Origin of the sequence: Shinella curvata, assembly GCF_022899935.1 — a bacterium.
Taxonomy (GTDB): domain Bacteria; phylum Pseudomonadota; class Alphaproteobacteria; order Rhizobiales; family Rhizobiaceae; genus Shinella; species Shinella curvata.
The window spans coordinates 198,721-215,687 of record NZ_JALJCJ010000006.1; the positions used below are offsets into that span (position 1 = coordinate 198,721).

Annotated in this window: 15 protein-coding genes; 7 read left to right on the top strand and 8 right to left on the bottom strand. The window is 63.1% G+C overall.

Features of this window, described 5'->3' with window-relative positions; all coding sequences use genetic code 11:
- The first annotated feature begins 40 nt into the window (after window positions 1-40).
- The 3 genes from MUU55_RS21790 (at window position 41) to MUU55_RS21800 (ending at window position 3,064) form a co-directional block, all read left to right on the top strand.
- The gene (locus tag MUU55_RS21790; RefSeq protein ID WP_244762883.1) at window positions 41-529 is read left to right on the top strand and encodes a hypothetical protein; all 489 of its coding nucleotides are present in this window, start codon (window positions 41-43) and stop codon (window positions 527-529) included.
- A 172-nt stretch (window positions 530-701) separates the two neighbouring features.
- Window positions 702-1,577 carry a hypothetical protein gene (locus MUU55_RS21795; RefSeq protein WP_244762884.1) on the top strand — a complete coding sequence of 292 codons (876 nt, stop codon included), beginning with the start codon at window positions 702-704 and terminating at the stop codon, window positions 1,575-1,577.
- On the top strand, window positions 1,577-3,064 hold the full coding sequence (locus MUU55_RS21800) for a glucosamine inositolphosphorylceramide transferase family protein (protein ID WP_244762885.1): 1,488 nt from the start codon (window positions 1,577-1,579) through the stop codon (window positions 3,062-3,064). Before MUU55_RS21795 ends, MUU55_RS21800 begins: the two co-directional genes overlap by 1 nt.
- On the opposite strand, the gene MUU55_RS21805 is transcribed toward MUU55_RS21800, so the two are convergent.
- Together MUU55_RS21805 and MUU55_RS21810 are read right to left on the bottom strand one after the other, a co-directional pair.
- Window positions 2,977-4,134 (bottom strand): glycosyltransferase family 4 protein, encoded by a 1,158-nt coding sequence (locus tag MUU55_RS21805; protein ID WP_244762886.1) that lies wholly within the window; start codon window positions 4,132-4,134, stop codon window positions 2,977-2,979. The two genes, MUU55_RS21800 and MUU55_RS21805, sit on opposite strands and share 88 nt — an antisense overlap.
- Window positions 4,131-5,486: a lipopolysaccharide biosynthesis protein gene (locus MUU55_RS21810; RefSeq protein ID WP_244762887.1), complete on the bottom strand. Its 1,356-nt coding sequence runs from the start codon at window positions 5,484-5,486 to the stop codon at window positions 4,131-4,133. The genes MUU55_RS21805 and MUU55_RS21810 overlap by 4 nt, the downstream gene beginning before the upstream one ends.
- A gap of 189 nt (window positions 5,487-5,675) precedes the next feature.
- Here MUU55_RS21810 and MUU55_RS21815 point away from each other — a divergent pair, with 189 nt between their 5' ends.
- Genes MUU55_RS21815 through MUU55_RS21825 form a run of 3 tightly spaced genes read left to right on the top strand, consistent with a single transcriptional unit; the run spans window position 5,676 to window position 10,505 of the window.
- The gene (locus MUU55_RS21815) at window positions 5,676-7,838 is read left to right on the top strand and encodes a GumC family protein (RefSeq protein WP_244762888.1); all 2,163 of its coding nucleotides are present in this window, start codon (window positions 5,676-5,678) and stop codon (window positions 7,836-7,838) included.
- A complete protein-coding gene (locus MUU55_RS21820) occupies window positions 7,835-8,956 on the top strand; it encodes a glycoside hydrolase family 5 protein (protein ID WP_244762889.1) in 1,122 nt (373 codons plus the stop codon). The genes MUU55_RS21815 and MUU55_RS21820 overlap by 4 nt, the downstream gene beginning before the upstream one ends.
- A gap of 1 nt (window position 8,957) precedes the next feature.
- Complete coding sequence (locus tag MUU55_RS21825) at window positions 8,958-10,505, top strand: hypothetical protein (RefSeq protein ID WP_244762890.1); 1,548 nt, start codon at window positions 8,958-8,960, stop codon at window positions 10,503-10,505.
- On the opposite strand, the gene MUU55_RS21830 is transcribed toward MUU55_RS21825, so the two are convergent.
- From MUU55_RS21830 to MUU55_RS21840, 3 genes are all read right to left on the bottom strand, one after another.
- On the bottom strand, window positions 10,455-11,240 hold the full coding sequence (locus MUU55_RS21830) for a WecB/TagA/CpsF family glycosyltransferase (RefSeq protein ID WP_244763135.1): 786 nt from the start codon (window positions 11,238-11,240) through the stop codon (window positions 10,455-10,457). The genes MUU55_RS21825 and MUU55_RS21830 overlap by 51 nt on opposite strands.
- 485 nt (window positions 11,241-11,725) lie before the next feature.
- Window positions 11,726-12,346 (bottom strand): pentapeptide repeat-containing protein, encoded by a 621-nt coding sequence (locus tag MUU55_RS21835; RefSeq protein WP_244762891.1) that lies wholly within the window; start codon window positions 12,344-12,346, stop codon window positions 11,726-11,728.
- Window positions 12,347-12,425: 79 nt separating this feature from the next.
- Window positions 12,426-13,337 (bottom strand): LysR family transcriptional regulator, encoded by a 912-nt coding sequence (locus MUU55_RS21840; protein ID WP_425314212.1) that lies wholly within the window; start codon window positions 13,335-13,337, stop codon window positions 12,426-12,428.
- Between the two features lie 109 nt (window positions 13,338-13,446).
- On the opposite strand from MUU55_RS21840, the gene MUU55_RS21845 reads away from it, so the two are divergent.
- Window positions 13,447-14,313: an aldo/keto reductase family oxidoreductase gene (locus MUU55_RS21845; protein WP_244762893.1), complete on the top strand. Its 867-nt coding sequence runs from the start codon at window positions 13,447-13,449 to the stop codon at window positions 14,311-14,313.
- A 42-nt stretch (window positions 14,314-14,355) separates the two neighbouring features.
- Here the strand turns inward: MUU55_RS21845 and MUU55_RS21850 are convergent, their stop codons facing one another.
- From MUU55_RS21850 to MUU55_RS21860, 3 genes are read right to left on the bottom strand one after another with little or no spacing between them, the layout of a single operon-like run.
- Complete coding sequence (locus tag MUU55_RS21850; protein WP_244762894.1) at window positions 14,356-15,012, bottom strand: SGNH/GDSL hydrolase family protein; 657 nt, start codon at window positions 15,010-15,012, stop codon at window positions 14,356-14,358.
- A gap of 27 nt (window positions 15,013-15,039) precedes the next feature.
- Window positions 15,040-15,990, bottom strand: coding sequence for an ABC transporter permease (locus tag MUU55_RS21855; protein WP_244762895.1), 951 nt, complete (start codon window positions 15,988-15,990; stop codon window positions 15,040-15,042).
- A 2-nt stretch (window positions 15,991-15,992) separates the two neighbouring features.
- The gene (locus MUU55_RS21860; RefSeq protein ID WP_244762896.1) at window positions 15,993-16,964 is read right to left on the bottom strand and encodes an ABC transporter permease; all 972 of its coding nucleotides are present in this window, start codon (window positions 16,962-16,964) and stop codon (window positions 15,993-15,995) included.
- Window positions 16,965-16,967: the final 3 nt, after the last annotated feature.

Consider the following 16,967-nt stretch of genomic DNA (forward strand, 5'->3'; position numbering starts at 1 on the left):
CTGAGCGGCTCCATGACGGAGCCGATTCGAGGATATGAACATGCCATTGCGACGCTTCCGCCTGCCCCTGCCCGAGTTGCCGCCCATCGAACGCCTGGTGCGCGCGATCCGAGCCATCGACAGGCGCATCGAGCAGGCCCGCTGCGCCAACCAGCCTGCCCCGCTCAGTGCCTACCGCGCCCGCAGCATCTTGCAGGAAGCACTTCAGCGCTGTCTGGAAGCGGGCGATCCAGTCCAGGCGACGGCGCACCGATTGTGCCGGGCGCTTCCGGAACCGCCCGAAGCAAACGCTCCCGCCACAGATCGAGAGCCCCAAGATTTCAGGGGTTGCCGTAACGTCACGTTGAAGACAGATTTACCCGCTCGTGAATGCAGTCACGACAGGCATGCAAATGAGGGTAAGAGTATGGCGTACGACTGGACCGGTGAAGCGACCCGAAAGCGCAACCGCCTCAAGGTGGTGTCCGCCGTGTTCGTGAGTCTGATCATCGTCGTGGCCCTGCCCATCGCCGTCACACCCTTTCTTTGATGCGTCTACAGGCGCCGATGATCGGTGACGACCCTGCAGCCGAGGAGTGCATCCGTCTGCCCGGTGCACATCGTTCAGCTCCAATTTCCAATAGAGGTATTCACTTGGATAAAATCAACCTGTAATAGCTCATTGTAATTTATACAATCCTAGATTTATAAAGGCGGGCCTCATGAGCGTTATTGGTGCCCTTCCGGAAGGTTTCATTTGCCGCCCGATCGAGGAGCGGGATTTCGAGAGCGTAATGGACTGTCTTGAACGGGGTTTTCCCGGACGGCCGCGACGGCATTGGCAGGAGGCGCTTGCCCGCATGGGCTGCAGACCCGCGGTTGAGGACCTACCGCGATACGGTTATGCCCTCGACAATGCGGGGCAGATCGTCGGCGTCATGCTGACCCTGTTTTTTCGCCGTGCGGAGGGCGAAGCCGTTCGTTGCAATCTGTCGAGCTGGGCGGTCGACGAGTCGTTTCGCGCCTATGCCGGCAAGCTGATCATGACCGCCATGCGCCGCCGCGACATAACATATCTCAGCATCACGCCGGCTCCGGTGACATTGAAGGTAACAGAAGCTTTGCGTTTCAGACGCTTTGCCGACGGCCAGCACGCTTTCGTGCCGCTGTTGAGCCCGGCGGGTAACGGCAGAACGATCGTCGTGCGGCCGGATACGCCCGAACTCGCAGACCTCACGGCAGGCGAACGCCATATTCTGCTCGAACATGCCGCGCTCGGCTGCGACGCACTGATCTGCATCAGGAACGGTAGGGCACATCCTTTTGTCTTCAAGGCACGGCGGGTGCTGCGCGGGCTCGTGCCGTGCAGCCAGGTCATCTATTGCCGATCCCATGCCGATCTCAGCCACTGCGCCGGCGCGCTCGGGCGGCATCTTCTGCGCAAAGGGCAGATCCTCGGCCTCGTCGACGCCTGCGGGTCGGTACCCGGACTGGTTGGCCGCTATTTCGCCGGGGTCGGCCCCAAATACGCCAAAGGACCGAACCCGCCCTGGCCGGGCGATCTCGCCTTTACGGAATTCGTCGTTTTCGGCTCGTGATGTCCCACAGGCTCTCAATCGATATCATCGTCCCGCGTGAACGGCCGCGCCGCTGGCACGAACTGATGATCGAGCGCCTAGCCGCACAAGGGCACGATATCGCCGTGCTGCACGATGCCAAGGCAAAACCATGGCCAACCCAGGTGAGCGCCCTTCTCGCCCTGGAGCGGGCTGCCCTGCGCAAGCGCAAAACCGCACTCTCGGCGCCCGTCGACGGCATGTGGCAAACACACCGCTGCCGTTCGCCCGCCTTGCGTCTCGATCTTGCGGGTACCGCAATACCGGTGGGCGTACCGACGCTCGCATTAAGCTTCGACGGAACCGCCTGCGATTTGTCCGCGGCCGCCGCCGTCGCGACGGGGCGGCTTCCGACACTGGAAGCCATCCTCGACGGGAAGACGGTGGTTGGACGGGCCTTTCCCATGGTCGACCGACGCGAAACGACCTCGCTCGGCCTCGACGACGTGCTTGCCCGGGCGGTGACGCTGCTCGCATCCGTCGTGCAGGCCCTTGCCGAAGGGCGCCTGACGCCCCTCGGCACGCCGGCGCCGGCGGATGAAAAAGTGGATTTCACACGCGCCTATTTCTCGCGTTCCTTGCCCCGGTTCGGCCGTGAAGCATGGCGCCGCGCCTGCTTTCTCCATGCCCACTGGCGCGTCGGCTATCGCTTTCACGACGGGCCCGGCGTCGCCGCGACCGGACAACTCGGCACCGGCTGGCGAGTGCTGCCGGATAGTGGCGACCGCTTCTATGCCGATCCCTTTCCCTTCCATTGGCAGGGGCGCGCCTATCTCTTCGTGGAAGACTATGTTCACGCCATCGGCAAAGCCGTGATCTCCGTGACGTCCTTCGATGGGGAGCGACAGACACAAACGCCCCGGGTCGTTTTGGAAGAACCGCACCATCTTTCCTATCCGCAGGTCTTCGCGCGGGACGAAGCGGTCTGGATGTTGCCGGAAGCGAGCGCCGGAGGGCGGCTGGTGCTCTACCGTGCCCTGGATTTCCCGGACCGATGGACGCCGGAGACCGTGCTGCTGGAAGGAGAGATTTCCGATGCAACGTTGCTCGAACACGACGGGAAACTCTGGCTGTTCGCCACACATCGCGATGGTTTCGGCAGCACCTCCGATACGCTCGTGGTTTTTTCCGCCCCCGCGCTGACAGGCCCCTGGCGGCCGCATGCCCTGAATCCGATCCTGATCGATCGGCGGCGTGCCCGGCCGGGCGGGGCGTTCATCCGGGATGCGGCGGGGCGCCTTCTTCTGCCTGTCCAGGATGGAACGCTCGGCTATGGCGAGGGCCTCGGCCTATCGGAGCTTCTGGTGCTCGACGATACCGAGATCAGCCTTTCAGAACCGCGCGCTATCAGGACGGACGGCGACTGGCCCTATCCGCGCATTCACACGCTCAATCGCTGCGGGGCGCTGGAGGTGATCGACGGGATCGTGGCGGTGCCGAGATGGCCGGCAAGCAGAAGGGCTTCATAGGCTGCGCACATCGCCTCCGGCGCATATTGTTCCCGGAGCTTACGGCCGGCGCTGGAAAGCGCGGCGGCACGCGGCGGGCTCGAAAAAAGTTCTACAAGCCCGCCGGCGATGCCTTCCGCATCCGGCGACACGAACAGTGCGGCCGGCTGGCCATCCACCGTGGTCAGCACCTCTTTCAGCACATCGAGAGCGCCGGCCACGACCGGCAATCCTGAAATCGCAGCCTCGACGACGGCGAGGCCGAAGGTCTCCGTCGTCGAGGCAAATGCATAGGCATCACCCGCCGCGAGAAATTCGAAGATGCGAGCCGGCGGCACCTCTCCGACGAGATGCAGGCGGCCGCGCACGTGAAGGACGTCGGCGAGCGCCAGAAGGTTGCCCTCCTCAGGCCCGGCACCGGCGATCGCAAGGTGCACTCCGGGCATCAGCGCCAGCGCAGCCACGAGAGCAGCCTGGTTCTTGGAAGAAGCGAGGCGACCGGACGAAAGCACGATCGTCGCACCAGCAGGTAGGCCGAAGCCCGCCCGTGCAGCCAGCTTGTCGAAGGAACCGACGGGACTGGCGACACCGTGATCGATGCGGTTAAGGCGCTTGCGATAGGCGGCGGGGAAGCGTGCGAACTGCGCGCCGGTCCAGAGGGAATTGACGACATTGACATGATAGAGACCGGCCACACCCATCAACCGGTCGATCCAGGTCAATATCCCGCGAATGCCGCGCCTCTGCGGCGCACCGCTCTGGTTGACGACGATGGTGCGAACGCCACAAAGCCGGGCGGCAAAAGTGCCGGCGATGTTACCGTAGTGCTGGAAGGAAAGTACCGCATCCGGACGGGCTTTGCGCATATAACCGACAAGGCCGAGTACGGCGCGTATCTGCCCGACCGGCCCGTTCGGCGGGCGAGGCAGGATGAAGTCTGCATGCGGATTGCCATCATAGACATCGGTCTTGCGATAAAGGAACACAGTCCTGGCCTCGTGTCCGCGGGCGCGAAGTCCCTCGCCCAGCATGTCGGAGATGCGCTGCGCGCCACCGGCCTCCGCCTGTGTCTGTACCTGGATGATCTTCATGAGCGCCCTTTCAGGATAAGGCGGACAGCGGCTGCGTCCTGCCCGGCGAAGAACCCGAAGATCGACGGATCGATGCCGATGCGCCGGCGGGTTGTAGCGGCGCCGGTCACACACCAGACCGCCATCGTGCCTGCCATGCCGAGCGCAGCGCCGATCGGTCCGAGGGAAAGGGTGAGCCCGGCCATGGCGGCGAGACCGAGCGTATTGACCGCGATGAGCGTGCGGAAAAGCTCCTTTTGCAGGCCGGTCAGCTGCATTGTGAGCTCCGTCGGCCCGCAGGCCGTGCCGATGAGGGCACCGAGGCCGAGAATGATCAGCACTCCATGCAGCGTACCGGTCGCATAGGCGGGGTCAAAGATCGCGAGGATCGGCCGGCCGAACAGCACGAAGACGATGAACATGGCAAGAGCCAGCGCAAAACCGCCAATGGCCGCAAAGCCCGTCAGGCGCTGCACGTGCTCGCGCTCGCCACGGTGGAACGTGCCCGAAATCTGCGGCGCCAGCGCCTGGTTGATGCCGTTCAGCGCCAGCACCGCGAGGCGCATGATGCGGTCCGCGACGAAAATTCCGCCGGCCGCCTCCGGCCCGAGGATCGCGGCTACCAGCAAGGTGCTTGCCTGCGCGAGCGCCGGCGGCAGCGCCGTGACGCCCCAGAGGCTCAACGTCACCGCCTTGAACTCGGCCTCCTGTGGCTTGGTCAGCGGTCCGCGCGGTTCGCGGCGCGTATCGCGAAGCAGAACAACGGTCTGAGGAAGGACGCAGAGGAGAAGAAGGCCGGCCGCAAGCATGGTCGCTGCGACGGCGCTCAAGCTTGCAGCAAAAAGACCGGATATCGCGAAGGCGACAATGGTCACCACGCGCCAGGTAATATCGCGCGGCGACAGGCCGCCGAACAAATTGCCCCTGGCGCGCAATGCGCAGGCGGTGAATTCCGACCAGCCGAGCGCGAAGGTAAGCGTCGCGGTCGCAAACACCAGCGGTCGCCATTCCGGCACGCCTTCGACCGACGGCATGCCAACCACCAGGACGAGCAACGTGGAAACGGAAAGGCCGAAGATGGTGAGCCGGATCGCACGGGCCATCACGCCGTTTGCCGACGCGATGTCTCCAACACCCGCATATTGCGGCCAGAAGCGCATGACGACGGCATGCTGACCGACGATCGAGAAGAAGGAGACGAGACTTGCCCCCGCATAAGCCGTGCTGAACAATCCGAATTGCCGCTCGTCCGTCACAACGGCAGCAGCGACAAAAAGCAGGAAGGTGAGGCTTGCGCTGGCAAGCTTGATGACGCCAGCGGCTGCGCCGTGGCCGAGAAGCGTGCGGATCGGAAGTCGGTCGCCTTTGCTCACGAAATACCCTATAGATTGAATCGCAGTGCCACACCCTCAATGCGCGCATTTCTGGATAGACCCAAACACGCCACCATGCCACTACAAATGCGCGCAATGGTTACTTTCTGAATCTTTAACAATACCTGTGGTAGTTGTCTTTTGGCGACCTGCCCGTTCCGGCGGGTATAAAAGGCAGAGACGGCAGGAATGGTCACGCTGGATTCGACTGGAAACACGCTTCCGCCCCTGTTTGACGTGGGGATCGTTTGGGCACGGCTCTGGCAACGCCGCCTTAGGATTTTAGCACTGACCATCACGGCACTCGCACTTGCACTCGTGTATCTTGCCGTGACCAAGCCGACCTATACGGCGACGGCTTCGCTTTTGATCGACCCACGCGACACGCGCTCCACCAATTTCGAAACCGTGCTGCCCGGTATCGGTCCGGACAGCGCTGCAGTGGCAAGCCAGGTCTTCGTCATCCAATCGCGCGATCTCCTGATGGCGGTCTTCGACGCCGAAGGCATCGCCACGGATGACGAATTTGCCGACGGCGGCCTTCTTTCCCTCCTGGGCAATGCGCAAAAACCGGAAAAGGATACGATCTTCCGGCGCTTCGAGAGGCGCGTGACGGTCGAGCGGGCGGGGCTCACCTATGTCATCGATGTCAGCTTCAAATCCTCCTCCGCGCAAAAGGCCGCGCGCATCGCCAATGCGATCGTCGAGCGCTACAGGGCCGATCTCGCCGACGAGCGGGAAAACGCGAATGCCGACACGAACGGCCGCCTCGCCGAGCGAACGGCCGTCCTCCAGCGGAACGTCGCCGCCGCCGACCGCACCATCGGCGCCTTCCGCGTCGCGCATGAACTCCTCGATCCCGCCGCGGGCGGTACGCTGAAGGATCAGATCGACCAGCTCACCACCCAGCTGACCGAAGCGCGCGCCGGTGCCAATCTGGCGAAAGGACGCTACGAGCAGGCCGCTTCCGCCGGCACCTCGCCCGAGACGCTGGAAAAACTGTCGGAAATCGTTTCTTCCCCCGCGATCGATCGCCTGCGCGCCGACTACAACCAGCGTGCGGCCGAACTCGCCAATGCCGAGGCCGTCTATCAAGCACGTCATCCCACGATCCGCCGCCTGCGCTCGGAGCTGTCCCGCACGCAAACGCTGATGGGACGCGAGGCGGAGCGCATAACGCGCGAGCTGAAAGCGAAACACGATCTTGCCGGCGGAGCTGTCGCAACCACGGAAGCCAAGCTTGCGGCACTGCGCAACCAGTCACAGGCCGACGACGACGCGCGGGTGGAGTTGCGACGGCTGGAGGCGAAGGCCGAAGCTGCCCGCGCTGTCCTCGACGACGTCCTGAAACGGGCAGAAGAAACGGCGCAAATGCGTGGGCTTCAATTCTCCGAGGCCCGGGTGATCGGCTTCGCAGCGCCGCCCGCGCAGCCGACCTGGCCGACACCGGCTCTGCTTCTGCCCGTCAGCGCCGCGCTCGGCCTGTTGGCCGGCTGCGGGCTTGCGGTGGCGGGCGGAGGTGGGCGAACTTTCAAGCAGAACGAAACCGGCAATAGCCACCGCACACTCGATGGAATGCCATTGCATGTGGTTTCATCTCTCCGTCGGGAGGAAGAGAAGGCGACAAAACCCGATCTAATCGGAAGACACCGCACGGCAGACGGCGGAAAACGAGACGACGCGAATGCCTTGCCCGAAACGCGTCCCGAAAATCTTGGTCGCTATGACCTGCCCGGTGTGCCGGGCATGTCCGTACCAGCCCGTATCCGCGCCCTGCGGCGGCGTTTTCTCCGGCAGGGTGGAGAGGCCTTTTCCCAGGCCATACTGGCGCTTGTCCGGCGCATCGCCACTCGCCTCACCGAACACGCCACGCCCTATATGCTTCTGGTCTCCTCGCTGCGCGATCCGGCCGAGGCGAGGCTTGCGGGCGCAATGATCGGTATTGCCTTGCAGCAGGCGGGCCGAAACGTGCTGGTCGTCGAGTTCGCCAGTCATCTGCGCCCGGATGACGGCAAGAGCGACATTTTCATCAACGGGGCGAGCGGCCTGCCGACGATCCTGCGCCGGCTTGGCGGCAACGCCCCCTTTGCGCTCGAGGAATCGTTCGCCCGCGACTTCGATTTCGTGCTGCTGCTCGGTCCATCGCTCGATAACCGCGATTGGAATGCAGCTTTCTTCGCCCCGGCCGATCTCATGCTTTTCGCCCTCCCTCCTGCCGAACCACCGGCAAAGGCACACATCCTGCTGCGCCGACACCTCGAGACTGTCGACATCGCGCGGAGCGTTACGCTTGTGATTGCCGCAGGGGACACAACCGGCATGGCCTTTCACCTGACCGGAGCGGCGCAGTGAAGCCGCCGGGCCGCCTCGGCGGGTCCGGCCTCTTCACGCGCCGCAACCTGCTTTCACTGGCCGGTGCCTCCGTTCTCGCGATGGCCGGACAGCACGGCCCCGCCCGGACAAAATCCTCCGTTCCAACACGCGGCATCAACATGCCCGGTTGGTTTGATCGGCCAGATGGCGTCGCCCCGACCCCTGCCGTGCTCGAAAAGCTCCGCCATCGCGGCTTCGAGACCGTGCGGCTGCCCATCGACGGCGATTTGGTCCTTGCGGGTGCTTCGAACTTGCTGGCCATCGGGAAGGGCATCGAGAGGCTTGTTGCCACAGGCTTTGCCGTGCTCGCGGACCTGCATCCCGCCGCCGCTCTCTACACCACGCTTCGCGCCACGCCCCTGGCGGGCGGGAAAAGAGTGGTCGAGGCGTGGCGGGTGCTGAGCACCGTGGTCGCAGACCTGCCGGAGGACAAGGTCTATCCGGAACTCCTCAACGAGCCGCCGGTATCCCCGGCGGACTGGCTTGTTCTTCGCGGCCGGCTGGCCGAAATCGTTCGTGCCGCCTGCCCGAAGCACACCATTGTGTGGGGGCCTGCACCCGACCAGGGGATCTGGCAATTGGCCGGCATGCCTCCGCTAGACGACGACCGACAGATCGCCGCCGTGCATTTCTACGCGCCAACGGCCTTCACTCATCAGTGTCAGCCCTGGGGCGCCTCGCCCCTCGCCCGCATCCACGACCTGCCCTTTCCGGCAACCCGCGACATGCCTGCTGTCAGAAAAACCATCGCGGCGCTACGCTCCACTGGAGACATGGATGCTGCCCTCCTTGTCGAAGAGCAAATGACCGGCGACTGGACGCAAGCCGCCATCCACGCCGAGTTGCGCCGCGCGGCGGAATGGTCCGCCGCGACCGGCTGTCCCCTCATGCTCAATGAATTCGGCGTCCTCGATTTTTGCGTCGGTGCGATCAGTCGCCAGACCTGGATACGTGCCGTGCGCCGCGCCGCGGAGGAAAACGGCATCGGCTGGGCGGTCTGGGAACTCGACCAGGGATTTGGGGTGATCGCGGATCGCACTGATATCGAGGGCTTCGACGACGCGATGTTCGAGGCACTGTTCAGGGAAGGGGAATAAAATGACGGCAGCAACAATCCCGCTTTCCGACAGCCCCCAGCGATCCGATGCCCTCTTCCACCTCTTCATCGCCTTTTCCACGATCATCGCGGCGGTCGCCGCCTTCGCAGTCTGGACACCGCTCGGCTTCGCAGCAACCTTTCTGCTGACAGCCGTGCTCGCCGTCAGCATCCCGGCGGGCATGCCAACGGTCATCGCCTGCGCATTCCTGTTCCAGAATCTCGTCGTCGCCTGGTTCACACCCTTCGTTCCGGACGACGATACGTTCGATGCGCTGCGCGGCGCCAATTTCGTCATCCTGATGACGATCTTCGGCCTCTTCCTGGCCGCCTCGCCGCAAGCACGCGTGCGCGCCCTGCCGGCGCTCCGGCCTTGGCTCATCTTCACGTTCGCACTTTGCGGCATCATCACGCTCTATCTGGCGCTTGGCGCGGTACGTGGCAGCCCGAAGGACGCGATCATCTATTTTCGCAACAACATCACCCCGGTCGCCTGTTTCCATATCGCCCTTATCGCCGCCAGTCTCTACCGGCTCGACATGCGCGTGCCGGTCGCCTGCCTCTGCACTATCGCAGTTGGCTACGGCTATCTGGAGCAGATTTTCCGCATGGATTTCCTCGCTATTTTCCATGGTGACCTCTATGTCCAGCGCGGTCTCAAGGAGCAGATCGAGGCTGGGGTCTGGGAAAAGGCGTTGCGCGAAACCGGCTTCGTGCTGCGCGGCCTGGAAGACACGATGACCGCAACCGTCTTCAACACCGCCTTGTTCGGCGATGCACTGCCCCGCATCTTCCGTAATGGCGGACCAAATTTCCATCCGATCAGCTATGCCTACGCGTTGAGCCTGTCTTCCGCCTGGTTGCTCTTTCGCGGACGGTGGCTTTTGCCGCTTGCCGCCTTTCCGCTGCTGCTGGTCATCGGTTCGAAGGGTGCGGCTTTCCTGCTCGCGGTCGCACTTGCTGCGCGCATGACCTATCGGCCCTCCCACGCGAGGCTGACACTCCTGATCGTCACTGTTCTGGCAACCGCCTGGACGGTTGCAGCAATCGCCTATGGTGCGCGGCACGGTGACTACCATGTACTCGGCCTCATCGCCGGCCTGCGCGATTTTCTCGGCAATCCGCTCGGACAGGGGCTTGGTATCGGTGGCAACCTGTCGAGTACCAGCGTCAATCTCGATTGGGATCGAGCACAGGGCGAAGGGGCGGCGGCCGTACCGGTGGAAAGCGCCGTCGGCGTGATGCTCTATCAAATGGGGATCGGCAGCTTCGTATTCTTCGGCTTTCTGGCCACGCTTGCCGCCACCGCAGCACGACGGCTCACGGAGACCGGCCGCTCGGATTTCCTCTTCGCCTTCGTGGCCGTCGTCACGATCTCCGCCAATGCGGTGCTGCAGGAGGAAGCGTTCTTCTCGCCGCTGGCACTTGGCCTTGCCCTTCTCCTCACCGGTGTTTCCTTCGGCAACTCCATCCGGGAGGCATCCGATCCCGAACCGATGTCACTGCGAATACCGCAGGAGCACGTAGAGTGCGCGAGGATTGGTCGATAGATAGCGCCAGAGCAGCCGGCGCGGCTCCATTGACGCCCGCCAGAGCCATTCGAACCCGGCCTGCTGCATCCAGAGGGGCGCGCGCGGCGTCTTGCCCGCGAGATGATCGAACAACCCGCCGGCAGTCTTGATCACCCCGACGCGATCGAGACGGCTCAGAAAATCACGCACGAACAGCTGTTCGCGCGGCACGCCAAGGCCAAGCCACAGAATGTCCGGCGCCAGACGGTTGATCTCCTCGACCTTCTGCTCCAGCGCGGCGCCTGTCAGATATCCATGGCTGCGCCCGGTGATGAGAAGAGCGGGGTAGAGCCGCTGGATCGCCGCGGCGGCCCTGATGTTTTCCACCTCGCCCGCTCCGAAAAGATAGAAGCTCACCCTTTCCCGCTCCGCTATTTTCGCCACGTCATGAAAAAGGTCGGTCGTTGCGACCCGCTCCGGCAACGTCCGCCGGCAAAGCCAGCGCGAGGCGAAGACCAGCGGTTGGCCATCCGCGAGGATCTGGTCGGCACATCGGAAGAGCTGGGCCACAGTCTTGTCGGCATGGACCCGGGCAAGAACCTCGCCATTGGCGGAGGTGGAATAGAACGGTTTTCGTCCGCGCCGGTGGGCCGCGGAAATCAGGAGGGCTGCAGCCATCTGGCGATCCACGGCGGCAATCCGCAACCCTCCCAGCGTGATCTCGGGCACCGGCGCCGCCGTGTCGGCTTGCCGCGCCTTCTCCCCTGACAGCATGTTCACGCTCTCCGCGATATCCCCTGCCGGACAGAGAGACGGCGCGGCAACTTCAATTCTACCAAAACGTGTATTTTGCGATGAAATTCCGCTCTGAACGCCTTTGTCGATCTTGCCCATGAAAATCACCTCCGGTTGAGATGATTTAATTCATGCTACCATAAGAGTTAAGCCAATCGTCAATATCTGGTTAATGTATAAAAATCGACTAAAACATTAAAAATCTTATGGTTGCAATGGAGAAATCTTTCGAAAATTGAAAACCGACATCATTCCATTGTTATTACTTATATATCTACAATACACTGTCTCCACACGCGAAAACAGAAGCCTTGCAATCGGCCTCGCAAAAAACAAATGCAATCAAATGGCGAATATGGCGTCAAAATGAGCCACCGCGAGCAAAGCGACAGCGCCAAGCCGTTTGCCGACTGCAGCTTCTAGAACAAAAACCCTCATAACGTGCATTCGCGATACATAAAAAATCACTTCAACCGCACGTCGAGGCCAAGCGCCTCGGCGATGGCGATCGTCTGGTCGATGGTGATGATCGCATCCTTCAGGTGGACGTTGGCCGGGTCGATGGCGCTGAGGTCGCTGCCCCGCAGATCACAGGCAGTGAAGTCGGCGGCGTGCAGCCACGCGCCGGAGAGATCGACATCGCGCATCGTACCGCCTTTGCAAAAGGCGCCCGTGAGATCGGCTTCGCGCAGGCGCGTGCCCTTGAAGACGGCGCGGCCGAGTACCGCACCCGGCAGACCGGTGAAGGACCAGTCGCCGCCCGAAACCTGCATCTGGTCGAAATCACAAGCATCGAACATGCTGCCGACCAGTTTGCACTCCGTAAACTGGCTGTCGAAGAACCGGCAGGAAACGAAGGTGCAGTTGACGAAGGCGCTCGCCTGATGTGACGAGGCATTGAAGCGGGCGCGGCGGAAGGTACATTCGTGGAAGACCGCGCCAAGTGTCTGCGCCTCGCTCATGTCGAGATCGGCAAACAACGTGTTCTCATGACGCTCGCGCTCGATCTGGCGGCCATACCAGTCCGCACCGGCAATGGTGACATCGGTTTTCGGCGGTGCCTCGCCATATCGTCGTTCTGCCATCGTTGCCTACATGGTGATTCTCCTGGGAGCACGATAGGCGCAACGCAAAAGGCGATGAAGGAAAATCCGGCCCGAAGGCTCAGTCCCCAGGCATCGCTTTTACGAAATCGATAAAGGCCCGCAACGGAGCCGGTACGAGCCTGCGTCCGGGATAATAGAGAAACGGGCCGGAAAAACTTTGCCACCAGGGCTCCAGCACCGGTTCCAGTGCACCACTTTCGAAATGGGGACGCAACCAATCCTCGAAGAGCGATACGATCCCCGTCCCGGCGATCGCGGCAGCGACACCAAGATCCGAACCGCCGCCGGCCTGCACCACGAGCGCTGCCGGCGGGTCGATGCGCACCATCTCGCCGCTACGCTCGAACTCCCAGGGCGTGATGGCACGGCCGGCGAAACGGCCGCGGATGCAGACATGCGCCAGCAGGTCGCGCGGATGCCTCGGCCTGCCATGGGCGTCCAGATAGGCGGGAGAAGCGCCGCTTGCGAAACGCTGCAGGCGCGGGCCGATCGGCACCGCGATCATGTCCTGTTCCAGCCGCTCGTCGTAGCGGATGCCGGCATCGCAGCCCGCAGCGAGGATATCGACGAAATTCTCGTCGGTCATGATCTCCAGCCGAATATCAGGATAGGATGCCAGAAAGGCCGGCACGATGCGCGGCAGGACCAGTCTTGCGGCGCTGACGGGAACATTGAGCTTCAGCGCGCCGGCCGGACGATCGCGCGCATCCTTCACGCTGGCAAGCGCGGCATCGATCTCACCAAAAGCCGGGCCTAATCTCTCCAGCAGGCCGCGCCCCGCCTCCGTCGGCACGACGCTGCGCGTCGTGCGGTTGAGAAGGCGCACGCCGAGCCGGGTTTCCAGCCGCCGCACCGCATCGCTGAGAACGGACGCGCTGACGCCACCAATTCGCGCCGCCTCGCGAAACCCGCCGGCACGGGCGACGGCGAGGAAGGCGCCGAGATCGCCCATATCGGGTTTGTTATCCATCATTGCCTCCACAATTGTACGAAAACCCGTACGCCCCATACGGATTATAGACAATTATCATGACGGTGAAACAGCCCTATCTCCGTCTCGCAATCAAAGGAGATGGATCATGCCCAATCTTGAAAAACCCGGTATTTTCACTCTCGGCGACCGCTCTGTAAAGCGCCTGGGCTATGGCGCCATGCAGCTTGCCGGCAAGGGCGTTTTCGGCCCGCCTGGAGATCGTACGGAAGCGCTTGCCGTGCTGCGCGACGCCATCGAAAGCGGCGTCGATCATATCGACACAAGCGATTTCTACGGCCCCCATGTGACCAACCAGATCATCCGCGAGGCACTGCATCCCTATCCCGGCGGTATCACAATCGTCACGAAGGTCGGTGCGACGCGGGGGCCGGATGCCTCCTGGAACCCGGCATTCTCGAAAGAAGCCTTGACCCAGGCCGTCCACGACAATCTGCGCAACCTCGGCCTGGATGTGCTTCACGTCGTCAATCTGCGCGCCATGTTCGACGTGCATGGCCCGGCGGAAGGATCCCTGGAGGAACCGCTCTCGGTGCTGGCCGATCTTCAGCGCCAAGGTCTTATCCAGCATATCGGCCTGTCGAACGTCACGGCCAGACAGATCGCTGATGGCCGCAGGATCACAGACATCGTCTGCGTCCAGAACCAGTACAACGTCGCCCATCGCGGCGATGATGCGCTGATCGAGCAGCTGGCGGCGGAAGGCACGGCCTATGTGCCGTTCTTCCCGCTCGGCGGCTTCTCGCCGCTGCAGTCCTCCACGCTCTCGGCCGTCGCCGCACGCCTCGGTCATACGCCGATGCAGACAGCGCTTGCCTGGCTTTTGCAGCGCGCGCCGAACATTCTGCTGATCCCCGGCACCTCGTCACGGCTTCATCTTCGGGAAAACCTTGCCGTCGCCGACATCGTCCTGCCAGCCGATGCCGTGGCGGAACTCGACGCCATCGCCGACTGAAGGAATGCCACTCCGGCAAGGGAGGCGCCGGAGTGGCTTCGCTCAGAACAGTGCCATAACCTTGTCCGCAATGGCCTGTCCGAGCTTGATGTTGGTTTCCGCAGAAAAATGGATGCCATCGACGCCGTCGGTGGCGACGTGGTCGCCGGCGGCCAGGAACTCCACCTTGGTGAAATCGGCGAGCGCCTTGTAGAGGCCGGCGAGCTGCTTCGATTTTTCGTAGCCGCCGCCGAACATGCCTTCGAACCATGGATCAGGCATCGGCGCGAGCGGCGGCGGGGCGACGACCAGCACCTTGGGCGCCGGATAGGGCGTGCCGACACCGCCGGCGGAGGTCAGCACCTGACCGACCAGCTTGCCCATGCCGTTGGCGATCTCGTAGGGCGTGCGGTGGAAATAGGACTTCGTGTCGTTCGTCCCGAGCATGATGATGACGAGATCGAGCGGCAGGTGGCTGGCAAGTGCCGAAGGAAGATAGGCGCTACCGTTCAGCCGCGCGTCGTTCGGATCATCAAGGCTGGTGGTACGGGCGCTGAGGCCTTCCTCTATGATGTGGTAACCCTCGCCAAGCTTTGCGGCCATGGCACCGGTCCAGCGCTGTTCGTAGGGATAGCGCAGGGTGGGTGCGGATTCCTTCACGGGAATCCAGCCCCAGGTCAAAGAATCTCCAAAGCACAGGATTGAGCGCTTTTCGGCCATTTGGTCCTCCTTGAATGGCTGTTGATGTCACTTGTCGGCGCGAAGGCCGTAGAAGATGGCCGCAAACAGGATGATCAGGCCCTGGGCGACGAGTTTTCCCGCATCGCCCACGCCGAACATCGTCATCACGACAAACAGGAAGGCGAAGCAGAGCACGCCGAAGAACGGGCCCCAGACGCCCCCCTCGCCCCGTCCGAAGACCACGCCGCCGAGAATGGTCGCGGCGACCGACAGGATCGGCAGATCCAGCCCGACACGCACGCTGCCGACGGCGATCGACGCCGTCTGGACGAGCGCCGCGATGGCCGCCATCAGGCCGGCAAGCGTATGGGCAAGAATGACTGTGCGCTCGACAGGCACGCCGGAAAAATGCGCGGCCGGCATGCTTTCCCCGACGGCGGTGACGAAGCGGCCGAAGACCGTCTGCGACAGCAGCAGCGCCATCAATGCGGTGAGCGCGATCCAGAACACGACGGGGCTCGGCAGACCGGCAAAGCGGGTGTTGAACAGCTCAGCGAAGATCTTCGGCACATCGCCCGGCGGCTTGCCGCTCGACAGATATTGCACGAAGCCGATCAGCACGATGGAAAGCGCCAGCGTGACGATGACGGCAGAAACACGGCGCTTGGCCACCATCACACCGTTGAAGAGGCCGATGACGAGTCCCGTCGCCAGCGCCAGTACCACGTAGAAACCGAGCGAGGCACCGGGGAAGATACCGGACGAAATGCAATAGTTGATCAGCAGGATGACGCCGCCGCCCGAAAGGTCGATCGACTTCACCCGCATCACGAGCAACTGACCGAGCACGAGGATGCCGAGCGGCACGACCTGGCGCACGAAGACACCGAGCACATTGGCGTTGAGCATTTGCGGGCGAGCCACGAACAGGATCACCAGCAGCACGACGAGCAGGTAGTAGGACGGCGGAACTTTGGAGACACGCCGGAAGAGGGTCGAATTGACGAGAGCCGACATGATCACAGTCCGATCTTCTTGCGCGACTGAAGTGCCACGACGGCCATGAGCAGGATGCCCTTGACCGCCGTCTGCACGAAAGGCGTGACATTGAGCAGGTTCATGCCGTTGGAGAGCAGCGCCAGCACCACCACGCCGATGACCGTGCCATGCAGGCTGCCAACGCCGCCCGACAGCTGCGTGCCGCCGATGGCGACCGCCGTGATCGCATCGAGCTCCATCAGCAGACCCACATTCGGATCGCCCGAGACGATGCGCCCCGCCAGGAAGACGCCGGCAAGAGCGGCGAAGAGCGAGCAGATGACATAGGCCAGCAGGATATTGCGGCTGGCGGGAATGCCGAAATTGCGCGCCGCGTCGTCCGAACAGGCGGCCACGCCGCCGCCGATGGCAAAGAGATGCAGACCGTAGCGTGAGCCGTAAAGCAGCTTCCAGGCGACGAGAAGCGTGGCGATACCCCACAAGATCGGCAACGGCAGACCGAAAAGCGAACCCTCGACCAGCCAGCGCACGCCCTCCGGCACCGTGCCGCCGGAGACCGGCCGCAGCACGCGGGTTATGCCGAGCACGACATATTGCATGGAGAGCGTCGCGACGATCGGATGCACGTTGAGCCGGGTGATGCAATAACCATTGGTGGCGCCGATGAGGCCGGCGAACAGGAAGACGCCGGGAATGGTGACGTAGCCCGGCAGGTCGAGCGCGAGGATCGCCGTGGTGAAGCTGACGACGGAGCCGATGGACAGGTCCAGCCCGCCGACGAGCACGACGAACATCTGCCCGACGGCTGTAATGAGCAGCGGCATGCCCTGCGCGACGAGATTGGCAAGATTGCTCCATTGGCCGAACTGGCTGGTCGTGACCGCCAGCCACAGCGCCATGGCGAGCGCGATGGCGAACGGCAGCAGCCACAGGCCCTGCCGGCTGCCGCGACCGGTGAGCAGTTTCCCGAAAGTGGAGGAAGAAAAATTCATCTG